Annotated in this window: 12 protein-coding genes and 1 pseudogene; 10 read left to right on the top strand and 3 right to left on the bottom strand. The window is 71.5% G+C overall.

Features of this window, described 5'->3' with window-relative positions:
* Window positions 1–35: 35 nt before the first annotated feature.
* The 5 genes from BSL84_RS12380 to BSL84_RS12360 all read left to right on the top strand — a co-directional run bounded on the left by BSL84_RS12380 (window position 36) and on the right by BSL84_RS12360 (window position 5,749).
* Entirely contained in the window at window positions 36–851 is an 816-nt protein-coding gene (locus tag BSL84_RS12380) for an ABC transporter permease (protein WP_078849251.1), read from the top strand.
* 37 nt (window positions 852–888) lie between these two features.
* Entirely contained in the window at window positions 889–1,758 is an 870-nt protein-coding gene (locus BSL84_RS12375) for an ABC transporter permease (RefSeq protein WP_051873254.1), read from the top strand.
* Window positions 1,759–1,761: 3 nt separating this feature from the next.
* Window positions 1,762–2,733, top strand: coding sequence for an ABC transporter ATP-binding protein (locus BSL84_RS12370; RefSeq protein ID WP_030029800.1), 972 nt, complete (start codon window positions 1,762–1,764; stop codon window positions 2,731–2,733).
* Between the two features lie 108 nt (window positions 2,734–2,841).
* Window positions 2,842–3,495 carry a DUF1707 SHOCT-like domain-containing protein gene (locus tag BSL84_RS12365; RefSeq protein WP_075970350.1) on the top strand — a complete coding sequence of 218 codons (654 nt, stop codon included), beginning with the start codon at window positions 2,842–2,844 and terminating at the stop codon, window positions 3,493–3,495.
* A gap of 910 nt (window positions 3,496–4,405) precedes the next feature.
* Window positions 4,406–5,749 (top strand): DUF445 domain-containing protein, encoded by a 1,344-nt coding sequence (locus BSL84_RS12360; protein WP_030028272.1) that lies wholly within the window; start codon window positions 4,406–4,408, stop codon window positions 5,747–5,749.
* On the opposite strand, the gene BSL84_RS12355 is transcribed toward BSL84_RS12360, so the two are convergent.
* Window positions 5,719–6,735 carry a hypothetical protein gene (locus BSL84_RS12355; protein WP_075970349.1) on the bottom strand — a complete coding sequence of 339 codons (1,017 nt, stop codon included), beginning with the start codon at window positions 6,733–6,735 and terminating at the stop codon, window positions 5,719–5,721. The genes BSL84_RS12360 and BSL84_RS12355 overlap by 31 nt on opposite strands.
* 34 nt (window positions 6,736–6,769) lie before the next feature.
* Window positions 6,770–7,306 (bottom strand): GNAT family N-acetyltransferase, encoded by a 537-nt coding sequence (locus BSL84_RS12350; RefSeq protein ID WP_045323546.1) that lies wholly within the window; start codon window positions 7,304–7,306, stop codon window positions 6,770–6,772.
* A 185-nt stretch (window positions 7,307–7,491) separates the two neighbouring features.
* Between BSL84_RS12350 and BSL84_RS12345 the strand changes: the two genes are divergently transcribed.
* Complete coding sequence (locus tag BSL84_RS12345; protein ID WP_045323547.1) at window positions 7,492–7,683, top strand: hypothetical protein; 192 nt, start codon at window positions 7,492–7,494, stop codon at window positions 7,681–7,683.
* Between the two features lie 39 nt (window positions 7,684–7,722).
* Window positions 7,723–8,019, top strand: coding sequence for a hypothetical protein (locus tag BSL84_RS12340; protein WP_030028276.1), 297 nt, complete (start codon window positions 7,723–7,725; stop codon window positions 8,017–8,019).
* Between the two features lie 17 nt (window positions 8,020–8,036).
* Here the strand turns inward: BSL84_RS12340 and BSL84_RS34720 are convergent.
* Window positions 8,037–8,866, bottom strand: a pseudogene (locus tag BSL84_RS34720) (IS5 family transposase).
* 114 nt (window positions 8,867–8,980) lie between these two features.
* Between BSL84_RS34720 and BSL84_RS12325 the strand changes: the two are divergent.
* The 3 genes from BSL84_RS12325 to BSL84_RS12315 all read left to right on the top strand — a co-directional run bounded on the left by BSL84_RS12325 (window position 8,981) and on the right by BSL84_RS12315 (window position 12,596).
* Window positions 8,981–9,421 carry a very short patch repair endonuclease gene (locus BSL84_RS12325; RefSeq protein WP_267894039.1) on the top strand — a complete coding sequence of 147 codons (441 nt, stop codon included), beginning with the start codon at window positions 8,981–8,983 and terminating at the stop codon, window positions 9,419–9,421.
* Between the two features lie 155 nt (window positions 9,422–9,576).
* Window positions 9,577–11,616 (top strand): helix-turn-helix domain-containing protein, encoded by a 2,040-nt coding sequence (locus BSL84_RS12320; RefSeq protein ID WP_234308548.1) that lies wholly within the window; start codon window positions 9,577–9,579, stop codon window positions 11,614–11,616.
* On the top strand, window positions 11,613–12,596 hold the full coding sequence (locus BSL84_RS12315; RefSeq protein ID WP_075970348.1) for a hypothetical protein: 984 nt from the start codon (window positions 11,613–11,615) through the stop codon (window positions 12,594–12,596). The genes BSL84_RS12320 and BSL84_RS12315 overlap by 4 nt, the downstream gene beginning before the upstream one ends.
* Window positions 12,597–12,640: the final 44 nt, after the last annotated feature.

Raw genomic sequence — 12,640 nt, 5'->3', positions numbered from 1 at the left:
GACGTAGGAACGACGTGGAAAACGGAGGGGATACGGTGCGCCAGAGAGTGGCCCTTTACGCGGCGGTCGCGGCCGGCGGATTCCGGCGCTACGCCACCTACGGGACGGCGACCGCGGCGGGGGTGTTCACCAACACCGTGTTCGGGTTCATCGTTGCCTTCACCTACATCGCGCTGTGGGAGCAGCGGCCGGGGCTGGGCGGGTACGACCAGGCGCAGGCCCTGACGTTCGTCTGGGTGAGCCAGTCGCTGCTGGCGGCGGGGGCGTTGATCGGGGGCGGGTTCCAGGAGGAGCTTCAGGAGCGGGTGCGTACGGGCGACATCGCCGTCGACCTGTACCGGCCCGCCGACCTGCAGGTGTGGTGGCTGGCGGCCGACCTGGGCCGGGCTGCCTTCCAACTGCTGGGGCGGGGGCTGGTCCCGCTCGCGGCGGGGGCGCTGGTCTTCCGGCTGGCGCTGCCTTCGGACCCGTCGCGCTGGCTGCTGTTCCTCGTGTCGGTGACGCTGGGGCTGGTGGTGAGCTTCGCGGTGCGCTACCTGCTGGGACTGCTGGCCTTCTGGCTGCTGGACGGCTCCGGGATCAACCTGATGGCGACCGTCGTCTCGGTCTTCTTCTCGGGGATGCTGCTGCCGCTGACCGTCTTCCCCGGTGCTTTCGGTGAGTTCGTGCGCGTACTGCCGTGGGCGGCGATGCTCCAGGTCCCGCTGGACGTGCTGCTGGGCGAGCACGCGGGGGCCGGGGGCGCGGTCCGTGCGCTGGGCTTCCAGGCGGGCTGGGTCCTCGTACTGCTGGGTGTGGGACGGCTGTTGCAGTCGGCGGCTACGCGGAAGGTGGTGGTCCAGGGTGGCTGAGGTGGCTGGGGTGGCCGAGGCGGGTGGCGCGGCCGGGGTGGCCGACGCGGTACGGGAGCGGCGGGAGTTCGCCGGGCTGGAGGTGCCGCCGGCGCGCGGCCGGTTCCGGGAGGGGCTGCGCGGCTACGGCCTGATCGTGGCGATGTGGATCCGGTCGACGATGACGTACCGGACGTCCTTCGTCCTGTCGACGCTGGGGAACGCGGCGATCACGCTGCTGGACTTCGTCGCGATCTACATCATGTTCTCGCACGTGGACGTCCTCGGCGGCTTCACGCTGCCCGAGGTCGCGCTGCTGTACGGGTCCTGCTCGGCGGCCCTGGGGCTGGCGGACCTGCTGCTGGGCAACACCGACCGGATCGGCGCCAGGATCCGTGACGGCTCGCTCGACACCATGCTGGTGCGCCCGCTGCCGCTGCTCGCGCAGGTCGCGGCCGACCGGTTCGCGCTGCGCCGGCTGGGCCGGATCGGGCAGGGGCTGGGGGTGCTGGGCTGGGCGCTGTGGACGCTGGACGTGGAGTGGACGGCCGTGAAGGTGCTGCTGGTACCGGTGATGCTGCTGGCCGGCGGGTCGATCTTCGCGGCGGTGATGGTGGGCGGGGCGGCGTTCCAGTTCGTCGCCGGGGACGCGGCGGAGGTGCAGAACTCCTTCACCTACGGCGGCTGCACGATGCTGCAGTACCCGCCGACGGTCTTCGCGACCGACCTGCTGCGCGGGGTGACCTTCGTCGTCCCGCTGGCCTTCGTCAACTGGCTGCCCGCGCTGTACGTGCTGGGCCGGCCCGATCCGCTGGGTCTGCCGGGGTGGGCCGCGTTCCTGAGCCCGCTGGTGGCCCTCGCGGTGTTCGTGCCCGCGTCGCTGGCCTGGCGCGCGGGAGTCCGTTCGTACCGGAGCACGGGGAGCTGAGTCGTGGTGGATGATGCGCTGATCTCGCTGGACGGGGTCGAGAAGGTCTTTGACGTACGGCGCCGGGTGGGTCTGATGCGCCGGGAGAAACGCCAGGTCAGGGCGGTGGACGGGATCAGCTTCACGGTCGCGCGGGGTGAGGTGGTCGGCTACATCGGCCCCAACGGGGCGGGCAAGTCGACGACGATCAAGATGCTGACCGGCATCCTGACGCCGAGCGGCGGCCGGCTGCGGGTCGCGGGCATCGACCCGTCGCGGGAGCGGGTGCGCCTCGCGCAGCGGATCGGGGTGGTGTTCGGGCAGCGCACCACACTGTGGTGGGACCTGCCGCTGAAGGACTCCTACGGGCTGATGCGGCGGATGTACCGGGTGCCGCGGGCGCGGTTCGAGGAGAACCTGGAGCGGTGCGTGGACCGCCTCGACCTGGCGGAGCTGCTCGACGTACCGGTACGCCAGCTGTCGCTCGGGCAGCGGATGCGGGGGGACATCGCGGCGGCGCTGCTGCACGATCCGGACGTGCTGTACCTGGACGAGCCGACGATCGGGCTGGACGTGGTGAGCAAGGCGAAGGTGCGCGGCTTCCTGCGGCAGTTGAACGAGGAACGCGGCACGACGGTGCTGCTGACCACGCACGACCTGCAGGACATCGAGCAGCTCTGCGAGCGGGTGATGGTGATCGACCACGGGCGGTTGATGTACGACGGGGCGCTGGGCGGTCTGCACGCGGCGGGGGCGGCGGGGGAGAGCGAGCGGACGCTGGTGGTGGACCTGGAGCGGGAGCTGGCGCCGATCAGTGTGCCGGGGGCGCGGGTGGTGAAGGTGGAGGGGCCGAGGCAGTGGCTGGCGTTCCCGGCGGGGTCGTCGGCGGCGCCGCTGGTGTCGGCGGTGGCGGCGCGGTATCCGCTGGTGGACCTGTCGGTGCGGGAGCCGGACATCGAGGACGTCATCGCGCGGATGTACGCGGGCCGGGGCTGAGCACGGCCGCGCCGCGGCGGGGCTCGGGGGCGGTCTCAGGGTTCGGTGGGGGCGGTATCAGGGGTCGGGCCATACAACTCGCGTGCGGGCGTGCATAGTCTGGTGCGTATGAGTGACGAGCGGCCGGAGAAGCCGTTGCCGGAGTTGAGGGCGTCGGATGCCGACCGGGACCGGGTGGTGGAGCGTCTTCGGGACGCCGTCGCCGAGGGCCGGCTCGACATGGACGAGTTCGAGGAGCGGCTGGAGGCCGCGTACAAGTCCCGCACGTACGCGGAGCTGGAACCGCTGACGGCCGACCTCCCGGCGCCCACCGGCCCGGCCGCCGCCCCGCCGCCGGCGGTGGCGGCGGGCGGCTCCGACTGGCCGGCCCGGATCGGCGGGACGGGGACGTCGTCGTGGGCCGTGGCGGTGATGTCTGGCTTCCAGCGCAAGGGCCGGTGGACGGTTCCGGCCCGCTTCGACGCGGTGGCGTTCTGGGGCGGCGGTGAGCTGGACCTGCGCGAGGCGGACTTCGCGCAGCGCGAGGTGGTGATCAACTGCGTCGCGGTGATGGGCGGCATCGAGATCACGGTGCCGCCGGGGGTGGATGTGGACGTACGGGGCTTCGGCTTCATGGGCGCGTTCGACCAGCGGGACAGCCCGGGCCCGACGGAACCGGGCGCTCCGCGGGTGGTGGTGACGGGCTTCGCCTTCTGGGGCGGCGTGGAGGTCAAGATCAAGCGGCGGAAGCGTCCGGGGGGAGGCCTGTCCCTCCACAAGTAGCCGGTTCCCTGCGGCCCGGCCGGTGGTGCCGGGGCGCTGCCCCAGACCCTTCCGCTCCCGCGGGGGTGGCGGTTTCGGGGTAGCCCCCGGGCCGGTGGTGCTGGGGCTCTGCCCCAGACCCCGCGCCTCAATCGCCGGCGGGGCTTGGGTGGTGTGGGGTGGTGCCCCGCCGGAATGTCTCCTCGGCTCGCGCGGTACTGCATATCGCGGAGGCGGGCCGGTGGTGCGCGCTCGTCCTGCGGGGACACTCCGCCGTGTCCCCACCCCACAGCAGTGCATTCGCCAGTACCCGGCAGCCGCCGAGGGGGCTTTGGGGACACCTTTCTCGTCGCGGTTGGAGCGGGGACGGGGAGGGGTGTCCCCGCAGGACGAGGCGTCACCGCCGGGCACCGTGGTGATCGCTTGCGCTCGCCGAGCCGAGGAGACACCCCTGCCCGGCCCCGCGACCGCCCGCACCACACCAGCCCCGCCGGCGCTTGAGGCGCGGGGCCTGGGGCAGAGCCCCAGCACACGGCCCGGGGGCCACCCCCAAACCGCTACCCCCGCGGGAGCGGAAGGGCCCGGCCCTGCGACCGCCCGCACCATCCCAGCCCCGCCGGCGCTTGAGGCGCGGGGCCTGGGGCAGCGCCCCGTCACCACCGGCCCGGGGGCCACCCCGAAACGGCCACCCCCGCGGGAGCGGAAGGGCAGAGCCCCCGCACACCGACCCGGGGGCCACCCCGAAACCGCTACCCCCGCGGGAGCGGAAGGGCGCGGGCCCTGGGGCAGAGCCCGAGCACACGGGCCCGGGGCCGCCCCCGAACTGCGACCCGCCGCGGGAGCGGAACGGCGTGGCGGGAACTCCCCCCGCCTCCCAGGAGTCGGATGCTATGCAGACAAAACCGGCGCCCCCGGGGGAAGGCAGGAACACATGGAGAACCGCACCACAGCGGGCGGCACCGCCGCGCCACCGCCGCAGCCGCCGCCAAACGCACCGCCCCCCACCCGCGGAGCGTTCGTGTTCAACGCCGCCGACGAGGAGCGCCGCCGCGGCGTCCGCCGCATGAAGGCCACCGCCACCGGCCTGCTGCTCCTGGTCGCGCTGGTGTACGTACTGGCCACGTACGCCGAGCACGCCGGCGCCGGCGGCTGGGCCGGCTACGTCGCCGCCGCCGCGGAGGCCGGCATGGTCGGCGCGCTCGCGGACTGGTTCGCCGTCACGGCGCTCTTCAAACGGCCGCTCGGCCTGCCCATCCCGCACACGGCGATCATCCCGACCAAGAAGGACCAGTTCGGCGCCACGCTCGGTGAGTTCGTCGGGGAGAACTTCCTCTCCTCCGACGTGGTCCGCGCCCGCCTGCACGCCCTCGGGATCGGCGGCCGTCTGGGCGCCTGGCTGGCCGAGCCCGCGCACGCCGACCGCGTCACGGCCGAACTGGCCACCGCCCTGCGCGGTGCGCTGACCGTGCTGCGCGATTCGGACGTGCAGGCCGTCGTGGGCGAGGCGATCACCCGGCGCGCCGAGTCCGCGGAGATCGCGCCGGGGTTGGGCAAGACGCTGCAGAAGGTCGTCGCGGACGGCGGCCACCGCCGTGCCGTCGACCTCGTGTGCGCCAAGGCCCACGACTGGCTGGTCACCCACGGGGACTCGATCACGGACGCCGTCCAGGGCGGCGCGCCCGGCTGGACCCCGCGGTTCGTGGACCGCAAGGTGGGTGAGCGCGTCTACAAGGAGCTGCTGCGCTTCGTCACGGAGATGCGGGACATGCCCGAGCATCCGGCGCGCGCGGCGGTGGACCGCTTCCTGCGGGATTTCGCTTCCGACCTGCAGTCGGACACGGAGACGCGCGCGAGGGTGGAGCGCCTGAAGTCGGAGATCCTGGCCCGTGACGAGGTCCAGGACGTCATCGCCTCCGCATGGTCCGCGATCCGCTCGATGATCATCTCGGCGGCGGAGGACGAGCAGAGCGAGCTGCGCCTGCGCGTGCGCGCCTCGCTGATCTCGCTGGGCGCGCGCCTGGCCACGGACGGCCGCCTGCAGGCGAAGCTGGAGGGCTGGATCGAGGGTGCGGTCGTCTATGTCGTGACGACCTACCGGTGGGAGATCACCTCGCTGATCACGGACACGGTGGCGGGCTGGGACGCCGAGCACACCTCGCGCAAGATCGAGGCCCACATCGGCCGCGACCTGCAGTTCATCCGTATCAACGGCACGGTGGTCGGCGCCCTGGCGGGCCTGCTGATCTACACGGTGTCCCGCGCCTTCGGAGCCTGAGGGGGTCTGGGGAGCGGCAGTTCCAGCTGGGCGTGGCCGCGGGCGGTGACGCGCGGTGGGGCGGGGCGGGCGGCGCCCAGGGCGAGGAGCGCGCGGAGCGCGGCGATCAGGTCCGCCGGTTCGTGGCGCAGAAGGCCGGGCGTGGTGCTGGCCACCAGGACGCCCAACGCCTCCATGCGCAGTCTGCGGCGCAGTGTGGCCTGCCAGGAGTCGCGGGTGTAGTGGTACTCCGCGGAGTCGATCTCCAGGGCCACGCCCTCTTCGGGCCAGTACGCGTCGGGGCTCGCGAGGAAGGCGCCGTCGGGTCGGTGGAGCCGGGCGTTCCACAGCGGTGCGGGCAGGTCCGTGGCGGACAGGGCGTCGCGTGCGCGGCCTTCGGCGATCGACCGTACTCCGGCGACCAGCTCGGCGGCCGCCGCCCGGACGGCGGGGCGGTGCCGGATCCGGCCCGCGCGCAGTTCGGCGTGCAGGTCGTGCGGGTGGCACCAGCCGCCCTGGACGACGTTCGCGAGGACGGAGCGCACCAGGTCCGGGTCGTCCGTGCGGGCCGCGAAGTCGGTGGCGGCCCGGACCGGGCGGGTGCTGGGTACGCCGGCGATGGTGATGGTCGCGGGCCATCGGGCGGTGGTGAGGGGTCGGACGCGGCCGGTGGCCGCCACCGACCGGGGGGCGCGGACGAGGACGTCGAGTGGTTCGGGTGGGGCGTCGCGGATGCCGAGGAGGGCGAGGGCCGCGCCGCCGGTGAGTGCGGCGGTGGTGCCGGAGAGCGGCTCCGCGGAGGTGGGGGCGGCGTACAGGACGGCGGCGAGGGCCTGCTGCCGGGGGTCGGGCGGGCCGGTCTGCAGGAGGTACACCCTGGGCAGGAGCCGCTGCCAGGGTCCTCCCCGGCGGCTGCGGCCGCTGATGGTGGCGGCCGGGATGCCGGCCTGGCGGAGCTGGTGGTGGGTGGCCATGTTCAGCTGGCGGTGTGCGGTACGCGTGATCATGCCCCGGGTATGCCCGGTGGCGGGCGGCCGACGCTCAGGCCGAGGGGTGGTTCGGGGCGAGGAACACGGCGACGCCGTTCTCCGTGCCGGGCAGGGGTGTCACCTCGTGCCAGCCGAGCCGGTGGTAGGTGGCGACGGTGTCGGTGGCGACGCGTGCGGTCAGCAGCCAGGCGCGTGCGTCGGGGGCGTCGGCGGTGATCTCCGCGAGCAGGGCGCGGCCGGTGCCGTGCCCGCGCGCGTGGGGGCGTACGGCGAGTTCGTCGATCTCCAGGGCGCCGACGAGGAGTTCCCGTACGCGCTGACGGCCGAGCTGGGCGGCGACCTGCCGGTAGGCGCGGTCGGTGGGGAAGGCGCGGGGCGTCAGCCAGGCGGTGGCGAATCCGTCGACGCCGAGGGCCGACTGTGCGAAGGCGGTGCGGAAGCCGGCGCGGCGGCTGTCGGCCTGTAGGCGTACGGCGAACTGGCGAATGGTTTCTGCATCTTCGTTCCACGGCGGGGCCGAGAAGACCTCGCCATAGGCGTCGGCGAGCTCGTCCGTCAGATCGAGGACGGCCGGTCCGTAACAGATCACGTTTGCAGCTCCTTGGGCCGGCTTGGGTGGCTTGGGTCGGATCGCCCCTGTGGAGACCGAATCTACGCCCGTGACGTTTTCTGGAGGGGAGGTCCGCAGATGCGGAGGGTGTGCGACAAATCCGACTTCCGTACGGTGTCGTGGGCCACCCGTGTCGACCCGCCCGCCCCGGCGTTGAGCCGGGCGTGCGCAACAACCTCCTGAGCAGAGCCCTGATGGGCCTGGCCGCCTGCGCGGTGGCGTTCTTCGTGGTCCTGGGGGTCATGGCCGTGCTCCCGCGGCCCCTTCAGGACGCGCTCCCGGACAACGTCCTGGGCGGTGCCGCCGTCGTGCTGGCCGTGGCGGCCGCCCGCCGCTTCGCCCGCCGGGCGCGTTAGCCTCGTGCGGTGACGTCCGAACGGCTGGAGGCCCCCACCATGGCGCAGTTCCCCACCTCGCTCGTAGCCGCAGGCGGCCTGGTCGGCGGCTACGCCGCCGCCCGCTGGACCGGCAAGCGCCCGCTCGGCGGTGTGGTCCTCGCGGCGGCGGGCACCCTGGCCGCCCGCGAATGGCACCGCCGCACGTCGCCGACGACGACGGCCCTGCTGGGCGCGGCCTATATCGCCGCCTTCGCGGGCTCGCACCCCCTGGCCAAGAAGATCGGCGCCTGGCCGGCGGTCTTCACCTCAGCCGCCGCCATGGCCGCCACCACCTACGCAACAGCGGACCGCTAGGAGTTGTCGTCAAAGTGTCACGCCCACATCAGGAGCGACGCGAGGGTGACGGCTGCTTGGTAGGACTGGGCGGTCTTGTCGTACCTGGTCGCGATGCCGCGCCACTGCTTGAGCCGGTTGAAGCACCGTTCCACCACGTTGCGGCGCTTGTAGACCTGTTTGTCGAAGGCCGGCGGCCTGCCTCCCCGGCCGCCTCGCCGGGTCCGGTTGCGGACCTGGTCGGACCGTTCAGGGATCGTGTGCGTGACGCCGCGCCGCCGCAGCCAAGTACGGATGGCCTTCGAGCTGTAGCCCTTGTCGCCGATGACGTGGTCGGGCCTGATGCGCGGTCGACCCGGCCCGATCCGGGGCACCCGTATCGCGTCCATCACGGCGGTGAACTGGGTGCAGTCGTTGGTGTTCCCGCCGGTCAGGACGAACGCGAGGGGGCGGCCCGCCCCATCGCAGGCCAGGTGAATCTTGCTGGTCAGTCCGCCGCGGGACCGGCCGAGGGCCGGGCTGCGGAGCCCCCTTTTCGGGCTCCGGCCGCGTGCTGGTGGGCACGGACAACGGTGGAGTCCACCGACACCAGCCACTCGATGTCGCCTGCCGCGTCCGCTTGCGCCTGCGCGGCCTGGAGCATCCGCTCGAAGGTTCCGTCCGCCGCCCACCTGCGGAAACGGGTGTGGAGGCTGGCCCACGACCCGTACCGGTCGGGCACGTCCCGCCAGGCGACCCCGGTCCGGAACTTCCACACGATCCCGTTCAGGATCGTCCGGTCGTCCAGCCGCGGCCGCCCCAACACGGGCCGAGGCAGCAACGGCTGCACGAGTTCCCACTCAGCGTCCGACAGTTCATGGCGACGTATCACCCAACCATGATCCACAATGCAGGATCACTTTGACGACAGGCCCTAGGCCCGGCCCCGCCCTCGTCGCGCAGCGTCTCAGAGGGGTCGATCCAGCCGGTTCACAATGGTGGTGTGGAGAAACTGGCTACGACGACGACCGTGCGTGCTCGAATGAGTCGCCAGAAGAGGCGCGACACGGGCGTGGAGATCGCATTGCGCAAGGCGCTGCACGCCAAAGGGGCTCGATACCGCGTCCACCGAAGGCCGGTGAAGGGTGTGAGGCGTGAGGCCGACATCGTGTTCGGGCCCACGCGTGTGGCGGTGTTCGTCGACGGCTGCTTCTGGCATGGCTGCCCGGTGCACGCCACGTGGCCGAAGAACAATGCCGAGTTCTGGCGAGCGAAGATCGAGGGCAACCAGCGTAGGGATCGGGACACGGACGGCCGTCTGGCCGAGGCGGGGTGGCTCTCCGTTCGTGTCTGGGAGCACGAACAGGCCGACGAGGCGGCGGCGCGAGTGCTGGCCGTGGTCGCGAGCCGTCGGGCCGAGCTGCAGCCCAGGGTCCGGACGTAGGGTTCCGTCTCCGATATTTGACAACGACCTCCATGTCAAATGAGTGCTGTTAGGGTGATCACGGCGTCAGTCGTGGCGAGCCGGACAGCGGAGGGCGATGCATGGAGCACCCTGGTGAGGATTTCGGCCCTTGGCTCACACGACAGTTGAACCGCATGGACATGTCCCAGTCCGATCTGTCCGTCCGACTCGGACTGACCCGTGCGGCAGTTTCCGCCTGGGTCAACGGACGGGCGGAGCCGCGTGAGGAGACCAAGAAGGCGATCGCGGAGGTGTTCGGCACCCACCCCGCCTTGGTCGACAGTCGCACCGGTGACGTGGCCTCCGGACGACCGTTGCGGTGGCACCATCGCACGGCTCACGCCGACGGTGGACGTGAGTACGGCAACGCCGCCGCCTTTGCCTTCGACGCGGACATGGCCGTGCTGGCCAGAGAAGCCACCCAGAACGCCCTCGACGAGCGATGCGATCTCGGTGCGCCGGTTCGCGTGCATTACACGCTCCACGAGTTGACGGGCGAGTACCTGTCCTCGTTTTTGACCGCACTCCAATGGGACGAGTTGCGCCCTCACTACGAGCGTGCGGCCTCGGCGGAGCAGAAGGTGTCGAGGAGTCTTCGAGCGGCGTTGGACGAACTGGAGTCGAGCAACTCGTTGCTCCTCCTACGGGTGGACGACTTCAACGCCAACGGGCTGACCGGGCCCGAGTATCACGACGGTCGATTCGCCGCCGTCGTCAGGCGTCAGCTCGACAGTCACAAGCAGGCCGCAGGCCGTGCGGGTGGTTCGTACGGCCTGGGCAAGGCGACCCTGTGGGCCGCCAGCCGGTTCGGTCTCGTCCTCATCAACTCCACCCTCTCCGAGCCGCATGAAGGCAGGACCGAACGACGCGTCATCGGTCGACTCGACCTGCCCTGGCGTGAGGTCGACGGTGAGGCCTTCGCGGGGCCGGCCTGGTTCGGCGAGCCGGACACGGACCCGGCACACAAGGACGTCTCGCGCTCGTGGTGGGCCGACGAGAAGGCCGTGCGGAGCCTGCACCTGGATCGGCCCACGAGCGAGCCGGGCACGTCCTTCCTGGTGGTCGGCGCCCATGACGCGTCGGGGGACGCCGAGGACTTGCGTGACCTCCACGACAAACTGGTGCGTTCTCTGGCCGACGGCTTCTGGGCGGCCATGATCGGCGGCCGGGCTGCCGGGCCGTTGTTGGAGGCGCGCGTCTCCACCCTGCGTGACGGGCACGTGGTCGTCCCCGAGGAACGGGTCGATCCGTACACCCGCCATCCCGCCCTTGGCCGCGCACTACAAGCCCACCTCGACGGCCACACGGTCGAAACCCTCACCTCGGAGGACCAGGTGGCACGTGCCGAGGTGCCGCTGATCGTGACACCCCTGAAGGGGCGTGGCAGGGCGCGGGACAAAGGTCGAGAGCACCTGGCGGTCCTCCTGCTCACCCCGGCTGCGGACACGGACGAGCGACACAGTCGGGTCGTGTGCATGCGGGGGAACCGCATGACCATCACCGAGCACCGCCCCCGCGAACTGCCTTTGGGAACGATGCCGTTCCAGGCCGTGCTGCTCGCCGGCTATGCGACGGACCGGGACGGCGAGGACGTGGCGTTGGCCGAGGAGTTCCTGCGTGCCTCGGAACCGCCCGAACATGACCGGTGGGACAGGACAGAGGAACTCACCTCGCTCTACGAGCGGGGTGCCGTCAGCCGTCTGAAGGAGTTCCGCAGCGACGTCGACAAGGCTGTGCGTGCCTTGGTGGGACGGCGCGAGGCGAAGCGTGCCGGCGGGCCTGCCGCGCTGCGCGAGCTGTTGACCTGGGATGCCCCCAACGCATCGACGCGGCGGACCCAGGCGTTCCCGACCGTCCGCGGAGTCTCGGCCCACGTGGTGGAATCGGGCGCGTGGAGTGTGACTGTGGAGGTCAAGCTCCCCGCGGCCGACGATCCGTGGCGACTGACACCTGTGGCGAAGTTCGACGTTCGGTCGGGGGGCCGACCGGTGGTCGGATGGGCGGCTCTGGAACCCGAAGAGAACTGCCGAGTGGACGACGGTGACCTCGTGGTCGATGCCGGAGTGCGCAGGGCGGTGTTCCGCGGCGCCACGAATCCCGCCACCCACCCGGTGCGCAGCAGGTACGCGCGACTCGTCGTGGAGGTTCAGAAGGCGCGCGGAGGTTCGGTGTGACGGCAGTGTTTCCCTATCCGACGATCTTCGGGGACGTGGAGCTGAGGGTGGTGTCCGTCTCGGTGGACAACCGGGAACTGCCCTACGCGATGATCTCGGCCACGGACCGGGCGGTTGCGTTGCATCAGGCAGGGCGGGGCGCATGGGAGCGGGCACGGCTTCGACTCTCGGTCACCTTCCCGGAGGCGGAGATCCGTACGGGACCGTGGTCCGACGTGGTGTTTCTTGCCGTGCTTTCGGAGAAGGCGACCAACGCGCGCACGACGGCCGTTCTGTCGCGGTCGTCCGACGGGACGATGCAGGGAACCATCGAGCTGGACAGCGTGGCGCACCTGCGTCGCGCCACGCTCGGAGTCTCTGTGGTGGCGACGGTGGAGGGCGTGGCCGGTCGGCTCGTGGGGTCCGCCACACAGGACTGGTACGTCGACCTCAAGGCCTCCACACCTGCCCGCCAACGCGAGATCGAGATCGTGGAGGTGGACTTCAAGGAGGGAGGGTGCGAGTGGCTTCGGCCTTACAAGGACTCTGCCTGGATCGTGGAGACGACCGGTGACGTTCCGACCGTGTACCTCAACACCGGGGCCGTCGAAGGTCTGATGACGGCACTTCGGGGCTCCGGGGGCAGCCCGGCAGAGCGCATGTTGCGAGATCTCGCAGCCACGCAGATTGCGCAGGACGCCTGGACCGCGATGTTCCACACGGCTGTCAGCGATCTGGACACAGACGGAGACGGAACCCCGATGCTCCCGAAGGGATGGCGCGAGTCGGTACTGAGGTCGATGCTCCCGGACGTGCTGCCGGGTCGCCAACCGACCGACGCGCTCTACGAGATCGTCGAACGGCGCACGAAGGGTTACGGCTGGGGGGAGATCCAGACCGGAGTCCAGTTCGCAGCCGGGCGACGAAGCCGCGCGACGAGGAACCTGACCAACGCGGTGCGTTCCCTGCAGAACCTCGAAGGGGCTGGTGGTACGCGATGAACCGTACGGATTGCATGCAACTACCCCAGGCTTTGGGCCTGTTG

Origin of the sequence: Streptomyces sp. TN58 (assembly GCF_001941845.1) — a bacterium.
Classification (GTDB): domain Bacteria; phylum Actinomycetota; class Actinomycetes; order Streptomycetales; family Streptomycetaceae; genus Streptomyces.
This window is presented reverse-complemented; position numbering and strand designations above follow the sequence as displayed.